The sequence below is a fragment of the Streptomyces sp. R41 genome (genome assembly GCF_041053055.1).
GTDB lineage: Bacteria > Actinomycetota > Actinomycetes > Streptomycetales > Streptomycetaceae > Streptomyces.
Genome location: NZ_CP163443.1, coordinates 1,405,220 through 1,420,865, shown reverse-complemented (window position 1 = coordinate 1,420,865; position 15,646 = coordinate 1,405,220). Strand labels below are relative to the sequence as shown.

15 protein-coding genes and 1 pseudogene are annotated in these 15,646 nt (G+C 70.9%); 8 read left to right on the top strand and 8 right to left on the bottom strand.

Going from position 1 to position 15,646, the window contains the following annotated elements; genetic code table 11:
* The first annotated feature begins 24 nt into the window (after window positions 1–24).
* The 3 genes and pseudogenes from AB5J53_RS06770 to AB5J53_RS06760 all read left to right on the top strand — a co-directional run.
* Window positions 25–1,224 (top strand): cytochrome P450, encoded by a 1,200-nt coding sequence (locus AB5J53_RS06770; RefSeq protein WP_369252090.1) that lies wholly within the window; start codon window positions 25–27, stop codon window positions 1,222–1,224.
* A gap of 80 nt (window positions 1,225–1,304) precedes the next feature.
* On the top strand, window positions 1,305–2,243 hold the full coding sequence (locus tag AB5J53_RS06765) for an L-tyrosine/L-tryptophan isonitrile synthase family protein (protein WP_369244703.1): 939 nt from the start codon (window positions 1,305–1,307) through the stop codon (window positions 2,241–2,243).
* A 33-nt stretch (window positions 2,244–2,276) separates the two neighbouring features.
* A pseudogene (locus AB5J53_RS06760) lies at window positions 2,277–2,393 on the top strand (transcriptional regulator); the annotation flags it as partial.
* On the opposite strand, the gene AB5J53_RS06755 reads toward AB5J53_RS06760, so the two are convergent.
* Complete coding sequence (locus AB5J53_RS06755) at window positions 2,385–3,740, bottom strand: nucleobase:cation symporter-2 family protein (protein ID WP_369244702.1); 1,356 nt, start codon at window positions 3,738–3,740, stop codon at window positions 2,385–2,387. The pseudogene AB5J53_RS06760 and the gene AB5J53_RS06755 sit on opposite strands and share 9 nt — an antisense overlap.
* A gap of 129 nt (window positions 3,741–3,869) precedes the next feature.
* Window positions 3,870–5,219, bottom strand: coding sequence for an FAD-dependent oxidoreductase (locus tag AB5J53_RS06750; RefSeq protein WP_369244701.1), 1,350 nt, complete (start codon window positions 5,217–5,219; stop codon window positions 3,870–3,872).
* A 213-nt stretch (window positions 5,220–5,432) separates the two neighbouring features.
* Between AB5J53_RS06750 and AB5J53_RS06745 the strand changes: the two genes are divergently transcribed.
* Window positions 5,433–5,897: a DUF6214 family protein gene (locus AB5J53_RS06745; protein WP_369252088.1), complete on the top strand. Its 465-nt coding sequence runs from the start codon at window positions 5,433–5,435 to the stop codon at window positions 5,895–5,897.
* Between the two features lie 9 nt (window positions 5,898–5,906).
* Here AB5J53_RS06745 and AB5J53_RS06740 read toward each other — a convergent pair whose 3' ends face one another.
* Window positions 5,907–6,557, bottom strand: coding sequence for a DUF305 domain-containing protein (locus tag AB5J53_RS06740; protein ID WP_369244700.1), 651 nt, complete (start codon window positions 6,555–6,557; stop codon window positions 5,907–5,909).
* A gap of 193 nt (window positions 6,558–6,750) precedes the next feature.
* Here AB5J53_RS06740 and AB5J53_RS06735 point away from each other — a divergent pair, with 193 nt between their 5' ends.
* Window positions 6,751–8,253, top strand: a complete 1,503-nt coding sequence (locus AB5J53_RS06735; RefSeq protein ID WP_369244699.1) for an LVIVD repeat-containing protein — start codon at window positions 6,751–6,753, stop codon at window positions 8,251–8,253.
* On the opposite strand, the gene AB5J53_RS06730 is transcribed toward AB5J53_RS06735, so the two are convergent.
* The gene (locus tag AB5J53_RS06730) at window positions 8,241–9,020 is read right to left on the bottom strand and encodes a TetR/AcrR family transcriptional regulator (RefSeq protein WP_369244698.1); all 780 of its coding nucleotides are present in this window, start codon (window positions 9,018–9,020) and stop codon (window positions 8,241–8,243) included. The genes AB5J53_RS06735 and AB5J53_RS06730 overlap by 13 nt on opposite strands.
* A 237-nt stretch (window positions 9,021–9,257) precedes the next feature.
* On the opposite strand from AB5J53_RS06730, the gene AB5J53_RS06725 reads away from it, so the two are divergent.
* Complete coding sequence (locus AB5J53_RS06725; RefSeq protein ID WP_369244697.1) at window positions 9,258–9,503, top strand: DUF2630 family protein; 246 nt, start codon at window positions 9,258–9,260, stop codon at window positions 9,501–9,503.
* Between the two features lie 21 nt (window positions 9,504–9,524).
* Here AB5J53_RS06725 and AB5J53_RS06720 read toward each other — a convergent pair whose 3' ends face one another.
* The 4 genes from AB5J53_RS06720 to AB5J53_RS06705 all read right to left on the bottom strand — a co-directional run bounded on the left by AB5J53_RS06720 (window position 9,525) and on the right by AB5J53_RS06705 (window position 13,122).
* On the bottom strand, window positions 9,525–10,223 hold the full coding sequence (locus tag AB5J53_RS06720) for an HAD family hydrolase (protein WP_369244696.1): 699 nt from the start codon (window positions 10,221–10,223) through the stop codon (window positions 9,525–9,527).
* A gap of 32 nt (window positions 10,224–10,255) precedes the next feature.
* Window positions 10,256–10,924 (bottom strand): phosphatase PAP2 family protein, encoded by a 669-nt coding sequence (locus AB5J53_RS06715; protein WP_369244695.1) that lies wholly within the window; start codon window positions 10,922–10,924, stop codon window positions 10,256–10,258.
* A gap of 583 nt (window positions 10,925–11,507) precedes the next feature.
* Complete coding sequence (locus tag AB5J53_RS06710) at window positions 11,508–12,443, bottom strand: M56 family metallopeptidase (protein ID WP_369244694.1); 936 nt, start codon at window positions 12,441–12,443, stop codon at window positions 11,508–11,510.
* Window positions 12,444–12,576: 133 nt separating this feature from the next.
* On the bottom strand, window positions 12,577–13,122 hold the full coding sequence (locus AB5J53_RS06705; RefSeq protein ID WP_369244693.1) for a DUF5134 domain-containing protein: 546 nt from the start codon (window positions 13,120–13,122) through the stop codon (window positions 12,577–12,579).
* 190 nt (window positions 13,123–13,312) lie between these two features.
* Here AB5J53_RS06705 and AB5J53_RS06700 point away from each other — a divergent pair, with 190 nt between their 5' ends.
* Together AB5J53_RS06700 and AB5J53_RS06695 are read left to right on the top strand one after the other, a co-directional pair.
* Window positions 13,313–14,956 carry an FUSC family protein gene (locus tag AB5J53_RS06700; protein ID WP_369244692.1) on the top strand — a complete coding sequence of 548 codons (1,644 nt, stop codon included), beginning with the start codon at window positions 13,313–13,315 and terminating at the stop codon, window positions 14,954–14,956.
* Window positions 14,953–15,600, top strand: coding sequence for a MarR family winged helix-turn-helix transcriptional regulator (locus AB5J53_RS06695; protein ID WP_369244691.1), 648 nt, complete (start codon window positions 14,953–14,955; stop codon window positions 15,598–15,600). The genes AB5J53_RS06700 and AB5J53_RS06695 overlap by 4 nt, the downstream gene beginning before the upstream one ends.
* Window positions 15,601–15,646 lie beyond the last annotated feature (46 nt).

The following is a 15,646-nucleotide window of genomic DNA, read 5'->3' as shown; positions in this document are numbered from 1 at the left end:
CCCCAGTGCGCCCCTGTCCCGCTCATGGGCTGCCCGTACAAGCGCGACCCCTATCCCCTGTACGAGCGGATGCGCGACGGCGGCCCCGTCCACCGCGTGCTCTTCCCCAGCGGGGTCACGGCCTGGCTCGTCACCGGGTACGAGGCCGCCCACGCCGCGCTGGGTGACGACCGCCTCGGCAAGAACCACGACCTGGGCAACGACCGCTGGCGGGCCCGCGCCTCGATCATGCCGGAACCCCAGCACTCCCAGCTCCAGGTCCACCTCCTGCATCAGGACCCGCCCCGGCACACCCGCATGCGGCGCTTCGTGTCAGACGCCTTCGCACCGCGTCGCGTCGAACAACTGCGATCCCGCATGCAGGAGTTGGCAGACCGTCTTGTCGATGCCCTGCCCGCCGCCGGCCCCGCCGACCTCGTCGCCGGCTTCGCCGCGCGCTTCCCCTTCCAGGTCCTGGCCGAAGTCATCGGACTGCCCGCGGAGTTGGCGGCACGCTTCGACCGCGACTGGGGCAAAGTCGTCCAGCCGGTCGGCCCGACCGACCCGGGACGTCCGCGGTACGAGGCCCGGCTGCACGGCCTGCAGAGCTACATAGCCGAGGTCGTCGCCCACAAGCGCGAGCACTGGGACGACGACCTGCTCAGCCGTCTCGTGGTGGCCCGCGACCGCCGCGAACTGACCCAGAAGGAGCTGGACTCCATGATCTTCCAGCTCCTCGTCGCGGGCCAGGAGCCGGTCACCAACCAGATCACCACCGCCCTGATCGCCCTGCTCCGCCATCCCGACCAGCTGGTCCGCCTGCGCGACGAACCGGAGCTGCTGCCGCGCGCGGTCGAGGAACTGCTCCGCTACGACAGCGCCTTCGAGCTCACCACCTGGCGCTTCTTCGGCAAGGACAGCGACCTGCACGGCACCGAGGTCCCGGCCGGCGACTCCGTGATCGTCTCCCTGTGCGCCGCCAACCGCGACCCGCGCCGCTTCAAGGACCCCGAGACCCTCGACCTCGACCGCTCGCCGAACCCGCACCTGGCCTTCGGTCACGGCATCCACTTCTGCCCCGGCGCCGCCCTCGCCCGCGCCAAACTCCAGATCGCCCTCGGCACGCTCCTCACCCGGCTGCCCGGTCTGTGCCTGGCCGTCCAGGACGAGGACCTCGAATGGATCCCGGCCGTCCTCGGCCGGGGCACCGACCGCCTGCCCGTCGGCTACGACCGACGCCTCTGACCCCCGCTCACCCGAAGGCGCCCGGCCCCGACCACCGCGGCGCCATGCCGCCATGCCCGCATGCCTCCCGGAGGAACGCCGTGCCGTCGACGACCGCGCCGGACACCACCCCCACGAGCTCCAGCACCAGCGTCTCGATCCTGGAACTGCTGCTCCCGCACCACCGCACGACCGACCCGATACCCGCGCCCGCGGAGGCGTTCCAGCATCAACTGCGCCAGATCGACGCCTTCGTACGCCAAGGCGCCCCCGTCGTGTTCACCCTGCCCGGCTTCCCCTGCAAGTCCCCGAACCCCGCCAAGGTCCTGGGCCACCTGCCCGACCAGGGCGAACGACTCTCCCTCGGTTTCCTCGACGCCCTGTGCGCGGACATCGGGAGGATCCATGCGCCCGGCGCCCGCATCGTCATCTGCTCCGACGGCCATGTCTTCGGCGACCTCATCCGTGTCCCCGACGATCACATAGACGCCTACACCGACGAACTGCGCGCGCTGACACGGACGTCGGGCCTGCACAGACTGTCCGTCTTCGACCTGCGCGACGTGCTCGGCGACCTGCCCCACGACGCCAAACGCGCTCACGTCCACGACCGCTACGCCCCCACCCTGGACGCCCTGCGCACAGAGGTCCGCGCCGACGCCCCCACCCTCGCCCTCTACCGGGGCATCACCCGCTTCCTCGTCGAGGACACCGCCGACTTCACCGGCACCCGGTCCGCCCTGCAGCGCGAGTGCCGCACACGCGCGTACGGAGTCATCCAGCGCAGCAGGGCCTGGGGCGATCTGATCGCCCACCACCACCCCCGCTCCATACGCCTGTCCATCCACCCCCAGCTCATCGGCGCCCCCAAGTTCGGCATCCGCCTCCTCGACGCGGCAGACGCCTGGACCACCCCATGGCACTCGGCGGCCCTGCGCCGCGCCGACGGCACCTGGACCCTGATGCCCCGCGCCGCGGCCGAGCGGCGGGGCCGCCTGATCCACCGGGACGACCGGCCCAGCCACTTCGAGGAGACCTGACCCGGGTCCGGGGCCGGATGCTCAAGGCGCACGGGCACGGCCAAGATGAACACCCTGCGCACGGACGACCTGGACGATCTCTTCCCCGACCTTCTCGACAGCGCCCTCGGCGCCGCCGCCGACCAGGCCGCCCGCCTGGGCTCAAGCTGACGCGGCGCTGGTCTCCGGCTCGGCGCCGACCCCGGTCGAACTCGCCTTGCCCGGCAGATGGTTGAAGAGCAGGTTCAGTACGATCGCGGTCAGGCAGCCCGCGCTGATCCCGCTGTTCATCACCGTCTGGAACCAGTCGGGGAACTTCTCGTAGACCGTCGGCACCCCGACCGGCAGCATGCCCACCGCGAGCGAAACGGCCACCACCGTCAGGTTGTTGTTGCCCTTGAAGTCCACCTCGGAAAGGGTGCGCAGACCGCTCGCGGCGACCGTTCCGAACATCACCAGACCCGCGCCGCCAAGGACCGGCGCCGGAATGGCTGCCACGACCGCGCCCAACTTGGGCAGCAGGCCGAGCAGCACGAGGATGCCGCCCGCCGCGGCGACCACCCAGCGGCTGCGCACCCGGGTCATCCCGACGAGGCCCACGTTCTGCGCGAACGCCGTGTACGGGAAGGTGTTGAACACACCGCCGAGGACCGTCGACAGGCCGTCGGCGCGCAGACCGTCCGCGAGCGTACGCGGCTGGATCGGCCGGTCGGTCATCTGGCCCACCGCGATGAAGTCACCGGTCGTCTCGGTCATCGTCACCAGCGCCACGACCAGCATCGAGATGATCGCGGAGGCGTGGAACGACGGTGCCCCGAAGTGGAACGGCGTGCTGATCCCGACCCAGTCGGCGTCCCCGACCCCGCCGAAGTCCGTGAACCCGAAGGGGACGGCGACCGCGAGGCCCACGGCGATGCCGATCAGCACCGCGATCCGGCTCAGGAAGGCAGGAGCGAATCGCTGCACACCCAGCACCACGGCCAGCACGAAGGCCGCGAGCGCCAGGTTCTTCGGCTCGCCGAAGTCCTTCGCGCCCACGCCGCCGGCCGCCCAGTTGCCCGCCACCGGCAGCAGCGAGACACCGATGATCAGAATCACCGTGCCCGTGACGAGCGGCGGGAAGAAGCGGAGCAGCTTCCCGAAGACCGGGGCCAGCAGGACGATCGCGAGGCCCGCGACGATCACCGACCCGTAGATCGCGGGCAGTCCGCCTCCCGTCGTCCCGATGAGCACCATCGGCGACACGGCCGCGAAGGTGCATCCCTGCATGATCGGCAGCCGCACCCCGAAACGCCAGAAACCCACGCACTGGATCAGTGTCGCGGTCCCGCACACCAGCAGATCCGCGGTGATCAGATACGCCAGATCGGCGGGCGACAGCTTCATCGCACCGCCCACGATCAGCGGAACGGCCACCGCGCCCGCGTACATCGCGAGTACGTGCTGCAGCCCGAAGGCGGCCAGTTGGCGTACGGGTGGGACCTCGTCGACGGGATGCACGGGTGCTGCGGTCGCCATGGGCACTCCTGGAGCGGCGGGTGGGGACGGACTGTTCGACAGCACGAGACCGTATGGGGCTTGAACAGTTTGTTGATTTCCGGTGTGTTGCCGTCAGGTGTCATGCCCACAGGACGCCGCGCGACTCTGCTAAGAAGGCGCCGTCCGCGCCGCCGCCAGCAGCGACTCCCAGTCCGGAAGCTTGACCACACCACGGCCGAACGAGGCTCCGAGCTCCGCCTCGGCCCGCTCGATCGCCTGCCATCCGGCCCACTCGACCGGCCTCAGCCCCTCCGCCCGCAGCGCCGCGAGCGGGTCCTCGGGCACGTCCCGCCGTACGAGGCCGGCGGCGTCCTCCAGGAGTGAGGTCACCGTCTCCTTCGCGCACGGCCGGTTGGTGCCGATGACACCCGTCGGGCCGCGCTTGATCCAGCCCGCCACATACTCGCCCGGGGAGATCGTGCCGTCCCGCAGTATCCGCCCCGCCAGATTCGGCACCGTGCCGCGGTCGGCATCGAACGGCAGCCCTTCGATCGGCACCCCGCGATAGCCGACCGAGCGCAGCACCAGCTGCGCCTCGATGTCCTCGTACCGCCCCGTGCCCGTCACCCCGCCCTGTCCGTCCGGCACCGTCCGCTCGAAGCGGACCGCACCCACACGGCCCCCGTCGGGGAGCAGTTCGACGGGGCGCAGGAAGAAGCGCAGCCGGATCCGTCGCGGACGGCCCTGCGGCGGCGCGGCGGCCCATCCCCGCAGCACCTCCACATTGCGGCGCTGGGCGGCGGGCAGGTCCGACGGGTCCAGATAGGCCGGATCGAGAGCCAACTCCTCAGGGTCCACCACGACTTCTGTGTCCGGCAGCGCGCCCAGCTCGCGCAGCTCCTTGGTGGTGAAACGGGCCTGCGAAGGGCCGCGCCGCCCGACCATGCTGACCTCCGTCACCTTGCTCGCGGCCAGCGCGGTGAGCGCCGCCTGCGGCATGTCGGTGGGGCTCAGCTCGGCCGCGCCGCGGGCCAGCATCCGGGTCACGTCGACGGCCACGTTGCCGACGCCGATGACCACGGCCGACCGTGCGCCGAGGATGAATCCGTCGGCCACGGAGTCGGGGTGCGCGCTGTACCAGGACACGAACTCGGTCGCCGACCAGCTGCCGGGCAGCTCCTCGCCTGGCACTCCGAGGTGGCGGTCGGTGGCGGCGCCCACGCAGTAGACCACCGCGTGGTACAGCTCCCGCAGCCGGGCCACCGGCACCCCGCCCGGGCCGACCTCGACCCCGCCCAGGAACCGCACCCGCTCGTCCTCGAGCACCGCCCGCAGATTGTTCTGCAGCGACTTGATCTTCTCGTGGTCGGGCGCCACGCCATAACGCACCAGGCCGTACGGACATGGCAGCCGGTCCAGGACGTCCACCCGGACGCCGGGCTCCTGGCTCTGCTGGACGAGACTCTGTGCGCTGTAGACCCCGCTGGGTCCCGAGCCTACGACGGCGACATGCAGCACGGCCGAACTCCTTACCCGAGGGATCACGGAGAACGCTGACAGGAGATCGCTGTTGATTCCAGCATCGCACCGCCGATGCTCCGCTGACAGGGTGTGGTCCGCGACGCGCGTGTGCGTGTCCGTTCGTATGGAGTGTGATCATGCGGTTACGTTCCGCGTGTGCTAGAAGCATCCTTTCTTGATCTGGCCGATCGCTGCCCCGCGGACGGTGCGGTGTCCGTGTGGCCCGCGTGGGAAGTGCAGGAGCAGGAAGGCGCCACGTCGTGGTTCTACGCCCGGCTGGCCTTCGACGACGGCGCCCAGGTCGACCTGCTCGTCGTGGTGTCCGAGGCGGGCGTGTCGATCGAGGATGTACGGGCCCAGCCGCCGCTCTCCCTCGACGACCTCGCGGTGCTGGCCGACTGGATCGAGGAACCGCTCTTCGGGGCGTGCGGCGAGCCGACTGCCCCGTCGTGCGAGCCGGAGGAAGGGCCGGGGCGCCGCGCCCGGCCCCCATGGCCGCGTGGCGTCGAGGGGCGGTGGCTGGTCGCGGAGGAGTACCGCGCGGCGCAGGAAGGGGGCGTCGACCCGGTCCGCGCGGTCATGTACGCCACCGGTCACAGTCGGCGTCAATCGCTCAGACTGATCGCCGGGGCACGCGACGCGGGATTCCTGGCACCCCGTCACGCAAGACGCTGAGTACGGTGGTTACGACATCTCGCGCATCCGCGTGATCTCGCTCGTCTGCTGAGCGATCACATCGTCGGCCATCTCCTCGATCTGGATGTTGTTGCCCTGGGCCTTCACATCCGTGGCCATGGTGATCGCCCCGTCGTGATGTGTGATCATCAGCTTCAGGAACAGCTCGTCGAACGTCTTGCCCTTCGCCGCGCGCAACTTCTTGAGCTGGGCCTCCGTCGCCATGCCGGGCATCGTCCCGTGCTCGTGGTCCGTGCCGGCCTGCTCGCCGTCGTGTGTCTTCAGCCAGCTCTTCATGGTGGTGATCTCCGGACCCTGCGCGGCCGCGATCCGCGCGGCGAGCCGCTTCACCTGGCCCGACTCGGCCTGTTTCGGGGCGAGTTCGGTCATCTCCAGGGCCTGCGTGTGGTGCTCGATCATCATCCGCGCGTACGCGAAGTCCGCCGAGTTGGGGGAGTCGTCGTCGGCCCGCTGTTTCGCGGCGTCCTGGGCCGAGAGTGTCTCGGCCGCCTCGCCGGGCTTGCCGGGTGCGATCACCGAAGGCCCGCTCGCCTTCCCGGACTTGGTCTCGGAGCCGGAGTCACATCCCCCGAGAGCGAGCGCGGCGACCAACAGCGACACCGCGACCAGGGACGCACGGGCCGTACGGCGAACAAGCACAGCGACCTCCTGTGGCACACGAAGGGGCGGACACCTCAAGGGTGTTGATGACCGTCCTAGCACGCTTCCGCACGTGACTGATCAAAAACGTTCATTACGAGTACGTTGCCATCTGTTGATCTCCCGATGGGACGGACGATACTTCAGGGGTCCGTGAACCGTTCGACTGCGAACGGCTACAAGGGAGGACACAGTGATCCTGTTGAACGACCCCCGAACGCGGCGCAGACGTCTGGGAGTTGCCGCGGCCGCGGCCGGACTCCTGGCCACGCTGCTCACGGCCGGCCCGGCGGCCGCGACCCCCGATCCCGGGGACAGTCCCGCCGCGCAGGAGCAGGTCTCCAAGAGCGACGCCGCCGAGGCGAAGGCGGCGATAGCGAGCGGTGAGATACCCGGCAAGGACGAGATCGTCCACTCCGACAACATCGAACACCTCGCCAATGTCCCCAAGGAGGCCTTCACCGGCCTCAATTCGGACCTGGCCTTCCAGGGCAAGTACGCGTTCGCCGGCAACTACGACGGCTTCCGCATCTTCGACATCAGCAATCCGAAGGCGCCCAAGACCGTCGCGCAGGTGCTCTGCCCCGGCTCGCAGAACGACGTCTCCGTCTCCGGCAACCTGCTCTTCCTGTCCACCGACTCCTCGCGCAGCGACAACTCCTGCAACAGCACCTCGCAGCCCGCGACCGAGAAGTCGTCGTGGGAGGGCATGAAGATCTTCGACATCAGCGACAAGGCGAACCCCAAGTACGTGGCCGCCGTCGAGACCGCGTGCGGCTCGCACACCCACTCGCTGGTGCCGGAGCGCAAAGACGTCTACATCTACGTCTCCTCGTACTCGCCGAGCGCCACCTTCCCCGACTGCCAGCCCCCGCACGACGGCATCTCGGTCATCAAGGTGCCGCGCAACGCCCCTGAGGAAGCGGCAGTTGTGAACTTCCCCGTCCTCTTCCCCGGCGAGGGTCCGGACGGCGGCGGCAACCCGGGCGCGCCCACCAACCCGGGCGTCTCCAAGACCACCGGCTGCCACGACATCACGGTCCTGCCGTCCAAGGACCTGGCCGCGGGCGCCTGCATGGGCGACGGCATCCTGTTCTCCATCAAGGATCCGGAGCACCCGAAGGTCATCGACCAGGTCGAGGACAACGTGAACTTCGCGTTCTGGCACTCGGCGACCTTCAACCAGAAGGCCAACAAGGTCGTGTTCACCGACGAGTTGGGCGGCGGCGGCGCGGCCACCTGCAACGCGGCGATCGGCCCGAACCGCGGTGCCGACGGCATCTACGACATCGTTGGCAAGGGCGACAACCGCAAGCTCGTCTTCAAGAGCTACTACAAGATTCCCCGCCACCAGGCGGACACCGAGAACTGCGTGGCCCACAACGGCTCGCTGATCCCGGTCAAGGGCAAGGACCTCATGGTCCAGGCCTGGTACCAGGGCGGCGTCTCCGTCTGGGACTTCACCGACTCGGCCAACCCGAAGGAGATCGCCTACTTCGAGCGCGGCCCGCTGTCCACCGACACGCTGCAGATCGGCGGCTCGTGGTCGGCGTACTACTACAACGGCTACATCTACTCGAACGACATCGCCAAGGGCTTCGACGTACTGAAGCTCAGCGACAGGCGCACGGATCCGGCGAAGTGGGTCCATCTGCGCGAGCTCAACGTCCAGACGCAGCCGGACTACTTCGACTGATCGTCGGGCTGATCGGACCGACCGTCGGGCTGACTGGGCAGATCGCCGGGCCGAACGGGCTGAGCGACGGTCTCTTCGGGCTGAGCGGCGGTCCGATCGGGCTGATCGTCGGGCAGGCGGTCGGTCGTGAAGAACCGTGACAGATCCGTCTCGCAGGTCCCGCCGGGCACCTCGGTGTCCGGCGGGACACCCATCTCCCAGTCGAGGTGGTAGCGCTTGAACAGCTCGGCCCGCAGTGTGGGGATCGGCATCGGCACGCCGGGCACCAGGGCCGCGTACACCGCGCCCATGAGCACCGCGCGCAGCATCGGGTAGTCGGTGGCGGCGTCCGGCGAGCCGTGCCCGGCGACTGTGTCCCGCAGCAGCTGCGCGAGCCGCTGCTGCTCCGGGCACTGCACGAAGCCCTCGGCCTGCAGCAGCCCGGCCATGTGCTGGCGCATCAGCACGGGCTGGCTCCCGGCCAGCCCCAGGATCGCGTCGATGGTCCGCGCCATCCGCTCCCGGCCGTCCTCGGTACGCGGCTCGCGTTCCAGCGCCTCCTCCAGCGTGCGGTGCATCAGCCGGTGCACGGCGGACTGCAGGAGCTGGCGTTTGCCGGGGAAGTAGTACGACACCAGTCCACGGGCCGATCCCGCGCGATCCGCGATGTCGCCGAGCGTCGTCGCCTCGTAGCCACGCTCGCTCACCAGCTCCACCGCGGCCTGCAACAGCCGCTCCCGGGAACGCCGCCGCAACTCTTCATTGACCGAGGCGCTGCGCGGGGACATGCTGTAACTCCTGCGTTGACTGGCTGCCAGCCAACTATACTCAACGCGTTCGGGCCGAGACCCTTTAAGGGTCGGCTTCGGGCTGCCGTCCGCCCTGGGCGACGCGGGGGATCGTCCAGGGTGGGCGCGCAATACGCCCAAATGGTGTGCTGAGGCTACTTTCGGCGGCCGATACGTCTCGCAGAGCCACCGAGTCCTCCTTACAGTGGCCTGGAGTCCCCGAGGAGGCGTACGGACATGGATCAAGAGCAGATCCTGGCCAGGATCACGACGATGGTGGACGACGAGCGACGACTGCGCGACGCCCTGGCGTCCGGGCAGATCGACAGCGAAACCGAACAAGAACGGCTCGGAGAGCTGGAGCGCGCGCTCGATCAGTGCTGGGACCTGCTGCGCCAGCGGCGCGCGAAGTCCGAGTTCGGCGAGAACCCGGACGAGGCGCGCGTCCGCCCGTCGTCGCAGGTCGAGGACTATCAGGGCTGAAGGCGCACAGGGGAGGGGGCCTCAGCCGATCAGGTCGAGGACCGGCCGCAGTCCGTCCGGGCGGTGCGTCACCGGCAGATGGTCCACGAAGTGCACCCCGCACCCCAGGGCCGCGGCACCGCCGTCCGCCCGGCGGTCGTCACCCACCATCAGCGTGTCCTCGGGGGCGACCCCGAGCGCGTCGCAGGCGGCCCTGAACAGCCGCGGGTCCGGTTTCTGGATGCCGTGCTCGTACGACAGCACGTACGCGCCGATGTACGGGTCGAGGCCGTGCTCGCGGAAGACGGGCCGCAGATCCCAGCCGATGTTGCTGACCACACCGACCGCGACCCCGCGCTCGCGCAGCGTGCCCAGCACGTCGGCCGCGTCGGGGTAGGGACTCCAGGCGGCCGGCGCCATATGGCGGTCGTACAGCGCGTCGTGGAGCCGAGGGTCGGGCAGCGGGACCTGACGGGAGGCGCCGGTGTACGCGGCCCGGTGCAGCTCGGCGGACTCGTCGCGGACCTTCCAGACTTCGGCGAGGTCGTCCGGCAGCGGCTGTGACGGAAAGGCTCCGCCCGGAAGTGCGCCGGCGGCTTCCAGGGCCTGCGCCGCCCGGGTCAACTCCGGTTCGGGAAGGGTGAGTTCGGACTCGTCCAGCACCGCGCGCAGCCATGAATCGGTGGACTCGATACGAAAGAGGGTTCCGGAGAAGTCGAAGAGGACGCCTTTGGTCGTCATGGGGTGATCCTTCGTGGCGCGGCCGATGCCGGTCAAGAACGCCTGGCGCCGGACCATCGTTCGTACGAAGCCACCGCCAGCGCCACGATCAGCGCGCCGAAGAGCCAGCCGCCCACGACGTCCGACGGCCAGTGCACGCCGAGCCAGACACGCGTCAGACCGACGCCCACGACGGAGACCACGGCCAGGCCCAGTGCAGTACGCCGCAGGGTGCGCCCGGCGCCGTACAGGAACAGCAGCCAAAGCAGCAGCCCGCACACCACTGTGGCCGTCAGGGCGTGGCCGGAGGGGAAGGCCGCGTAGTGGGCGGAGTCCACGGGGTCGGGCCAGACCGGGCGCTCGCGGCCGACCGCCGACTTCAGTCCCTGCTGCACCCCTGTGCCTAGCGCACATGTGGCCACCACCCATAGGGCGAGCCACCATGCCGAGTGGATCCACACCAGCCAGACCACGGCGGCGGCACATACGGCGCGCATCGTCCAGGGGTCCCACACCCAGTCCGTCAGGATCCGGAACACATGGGTGACGCCTGGCTGGTCGACCGCCCAGGTGTGTGTGGTGCGGGCGATGTCGCCGTCGAGGGTGAGCAGCGGCTGCCAGGAGAACGCGACCAGCAGGAGAAGCAGCACGGACGGCACGGCGAGAGCCGCCACGACGAGGGCCGAGATGCGCGGACCCGGCGGGTAGGGCGGGAAGTGCATGGAGATGATCCTCGCCGACTCGACGCACGGGAGGCCAACCTCGGCGCACCGACCTGGCGGCGAACCGGTCAGTGCCGCAAGCCCACGCACACGCGGCTCGCCGACGCACGGACGGGTCCGTGCCACCTGCCCCACGCGGGCGCGGCTGGTCGAGGTACGGATGGGTCGGTGCCGGATGCCCCATGCGCGCGCGGCTGGTCGAGGTACGGATGGGTCGGTGCCGGATGCCCCATGCGCGCGCGGCTGGTCGAGGTACGGACGGGTCCGTGCCACCTGCCCCACGCGGGCGCGGCTGGTCGAGGTACGGATGGGTCGGTGCCGGATGCCCCACGCACCCGCACCCGCGAACACACGGAAGGGTCCGTACGTGGACCCCCACGCACCCGCAGCCGCGAACGCACGGAAGGGGCCGTGCCGGTACATCGAATGCCCGTCGCTTACGCCCGGATCTGGAAACGGCTCCCCACAACCCAACGTCTGATCCACCGGCGACGGGCGGATGTACCGGCACGGCCCCGACCCCCCACCGACCCGCAGGCGGGCGAGGCGGGCCGGGCCGGGCCGGGCCGGATCGCAGCAGCGCCTAGCCCAGCGCCCGCAACCCCGGCACGAACGCCACCAGCACCGGAAACACCGGCACCAGCGCGCCCGCCGCCGTCAGGCGCAGCCGCCGTGCCGCCGTGAGCCGGTCCGGGGGAGTGAGAAGGCGGTGGACGCGCTGCGGGACGTGGGCGTCCGGGGTGGGGCAGGGGCCGAACACGCCCCGGTCCTCGTTGAGTTCCACCAGCGCGAGGGCGATGGTGAGGCGGCCGAAGCGGCGCGACGCCATGTCGTCGGCGGCGAGTTCGACCAGGCGGTGCATCTCGCCGCGGAACGCGGCGAACACCGGCACCTGCGGAAAGCCCGTGGCCAGCGCGGCCGAACAGTGCAGCAGCCAGTCGTGCCGGGCCCGCGCGTGCCCCTGCTCATGGGCGAGCACGGCATCCAGCTGACGGCCCTTGAGCCGGCGCAACGCGGCCGTGGTGATGACGAGTTGGGGTGCCGTACCCGGCAGCCACCAGGCGTCCGGGCGCTCTCCCTCCAGGACCACCAGCCGATCCGGTCCGGGCTCCTCACCGGGCAACAGCGGGGCACGCACGAGGAGTTCGGCCCGCCGCTGCCGACGGCGCGCCCGGGCCCGTACGACCTCACGGGCCAGCATCGCCGCGGTCCACGCGCCCCCGCACGCGAGTGCCACGGCGGTCGTCGCCGCCCAAGCGCCGCCCGTGCTCAGCGCGTAGGCGTCCACGACCGAGCGCGGAGCCGGGCCGAACACATGGCCCCGCACCGCCACCCACGCGGCGGCCGCGCTCAGCGTCATCGACAACACGCAGCACAGCAGAACGGCCGCCACCACGCACTGCCACACCCACAGAGCGACCACCGGTTCACGGTCCGGCCAGTCCGCCAGGGCAAGCAGCCGCGGAGCGACCACGGCGGCCAGGGCGCCGAGCAGCAACAGTGCCGCGGGGACCATCATGGGGTGAAGCCTATGAGCGCTGCGTCGCCGCTGGATACGGGCTGCGACACCAAGTGACGTACGCCACGGTTTCGTACAGCACCCAAGGCTCGAACGCGTACCGCCGCACGGCTCGAATCCCTGCGGCCCGGTCTCAGAGCGTGACCAGCATCGCCAGCATCGCAATCCCCATGGACAGGCGGCAGGCCTGGGAGAGTTCGGGGCGGTCGCCCCAGCCGAGGGTGCGGGGGCCTTCGGGCGTGGCGGCTGCCAGGGGGAGCAGACGGACGCCGGAGCGGAGGACGTAGCCGGTGAAGTAGAGGAGGAGAGCGCCGGTCAGCAGGGGGACTCCGGAGTCGCCGTGGTGGTGTCCCGGGGAGGCGGCCATCACGCCCGCCATGTAGGCCATCGCCACGGCGCCCATCAGGTGGTGGAGGTGGTGCGGACTCGTGCGGGACGTCCACAGGGCGCGTACGGCGGTGGCGCCGAAGACGGCGGCGTAGGCGAGCCAGGCCCAGCGTGGCGGGGTGGCCACCGCGGCGGGTACGGCCATCGCCGCCATGCCGAAGCCCATGAGCGCCTCGCCGCCCGCGGTGCGGCGCTGTTCTTCCACGGGGCTGCGCATCCGCAGCAGGCAGTAGGCCCCGGTCGCCGCGCACAGCACCACGAGCAGCCAGCCGGGTGAAGCCGGTCCGTGCACCGCGTACCTCCCCGCTCGACGATGTCGGACATCGGACAGTCGGTGGACAGTCGGTCAGGGCATGCCCGGGCCGGCCGGTGCGCAAGCAAGCGCAAGGGTGTACGCGGGGGAGCGTGCGGGGGTGCACCGCAGGTGGGGAATGTGACCCGCGAGATATTTTATAAGTAAAACACCTGCTAAGGTTATGGGCATGAGTAGTGCGACCAGTCCCCTCCCCCCACGTGTACAGCGCCTCCCGCTGGCCGGCGTGCTGCGCCTCGGCCGGCCCTCCGACATCTGGTTCAAGCCCGCGCTGAGCGTCGTCGTCGCGGTCGCTCCGCCGAATCTGACGCTCCTGGCGCTCGGCCGGCTGGACCTGGCGATGTACACGATGGCCGGGTCGCTCTGTGCGCTCTACGCCCACAACCGTCCGTACGCCGCCCGGGCCCGCGCGCTCGCCTGGGTGGTGCTCGGCATGCTCGGCGGTCTCGCCGTCGCCCTCGTCACGGCTTCGCTCACCACGGACGCCGTCGTACTGGTCACGGTCGGTGCGCTCCTCGCCGCCGTCCAGAAGGCGCTGTGCGACGCCACGCGCATCGGTCCGCCCGGCCATGTGGTCCTCGCCTTCATCTCCTCCGCCTCCCTGTTCGCTCCGCAGACCCTCGCCCAGGTGCCGGGGCATCTCGCGCTCGGCGCCGCGGCCGGAGCCTGGGCCTGGATCGTCGGCATGGCCCCCGGGCTCGTCCGTCCGCACGGGCCGGAGCGGCGCGCCACCGCGCACGCCCTGAACGCCGCGGCGGCATACGTCGAGACACCGGAGAACGCCCGTGCCCGCGCCGCCGCGGCCGCCGCCGTGCACGGTGCCTGGCAGTCGCTGCTGTCCACCGGAGCCCGCTCCGCGCCCCGGCGCGCACTCGAACGGCTCGTGGTGCGCGCCGAGGTCGCACTCGCCGCGCCCGCCGACACGGAGCCCGAGCGACTGCGCGGATGGGCCCGGCAGCTGCGCGGCACCGGACCCGTGCCGCGTCCCGACGACCTCGCGGACACCGCCGACGAACTCCTCGGCGTGGAGGCCGCGCTCGCCTTCGGTGAACGGCCGCTGCTGCGCCGGCTCGGCCCCCTCGCACCCATCGCCCTGCGCACCGCGCTCGGCTGCGCCCTGGCCGGATATGTCTCGCTCGCGCTCGGTGTCGGCCGCCCCTACTGGGCGCTGGTCACCGCCGCCTCGCTCTACCAGGCCAACGTCACCCTGACCTGGAGCCGTGGCGTCCAGCGCGTCGTCGGCAACCTCGTCGGCGTACTGGTCTTCGCGGCCGTCGCCCCGCTCGCCCACCTCAACCAGACGGTCCTCGTGCTGTGCTGCCTCGCCTTCAACTTCGGTGCCGAGGCGCTGATCGGCCGCAACTACTGGCTGGGCAGCATCTGTGTCACCCCGATGGCCCTGCTGATCACCGAGTTCGCACGGGTCCAGCAGTCCGGCGAACTGATCACCGACCGCGTCGTGGACACCCTCGTGGGCGCGCTGGTCGGCTTCGTCGCCGCGATCGCCGTCACCAACCGGCGGGCCGGCGACCGCATCGAGCACGCCCTCTTGGCGGTGGAGCGCGCCCGCGGTCACGCCGACGCGACGCTGGCCGCAGGGCGTCCGGAGCCCGGCGCCCTGGAGACCGCCCGACGGGGCCTGGCCGCCGCCGTCGTCGACCTGCGCGCCACCGCCGACGCCGCGGCCGGCGAATGGTGGCAGCGCGCCCTGCCGGAAGAGCGGGTCATGCGGGCGGAGCAGGTCGGACACCGTACGCTCGCGGCGACGGTACGACGGCAGGGACTGCACTCTGTGGAGGGCGCACAGGCATGACGACAGCGGATGGGCGGGCGGAGACGGACGGCACCTCCGCCGGACGGGGCGAGGCAAAGGGCGCCCCTGCCGGGCGGGCGGAGACGGACGCCACCCCGACCGGACGGGCCGGGACCGAGAGCGCTCCCGCCGGACGGGCCGCGCCCGGAGACACCGTGGCCGCCGTCGTGCGGCAGTGGCACACGGTGCGTCCCGATCTCGACACCGGGCCCATGGAGGTCATCGGCCGCGTCAACCGCTGTGCCGCGCTCCTGCAGCAGGCCGAGGACGCCCCGCTGCGCCGGGCCGGGCTCACCCGGCCAGAGTTCGACGTCCTCGGCACCCTGCGGCGCACCGGACACGAGCTGACGCCCAGCGAGATCGCCCGCGAGACCTTCTCCTCCGGTGCCGCCGTCACCAAGCGGCTCAAGCAGCTGACCGAGCGTGGCCTGGTCGAGCGGCGCGGTGACACCCGTGACCGCCGGGTCGCGCATGTCCGGCTCACCGACGAGGGGCGCGAACTCGTCGACGGCATCCTCCCTGAGCAACTCGCCTACGAGACGACGGTCCTGTCCGGGATCGATCGTGGCCGACAGCGTGAACTCGCCGAGTTGCTGGGCGAGTTGCTCGGTCAGTTGGAAGGCCGACTGGGACTGCCGCGGTGACGCACCGTTGACATGAGGTGAGCGCCACTTCTACGTTCAAGCAGGC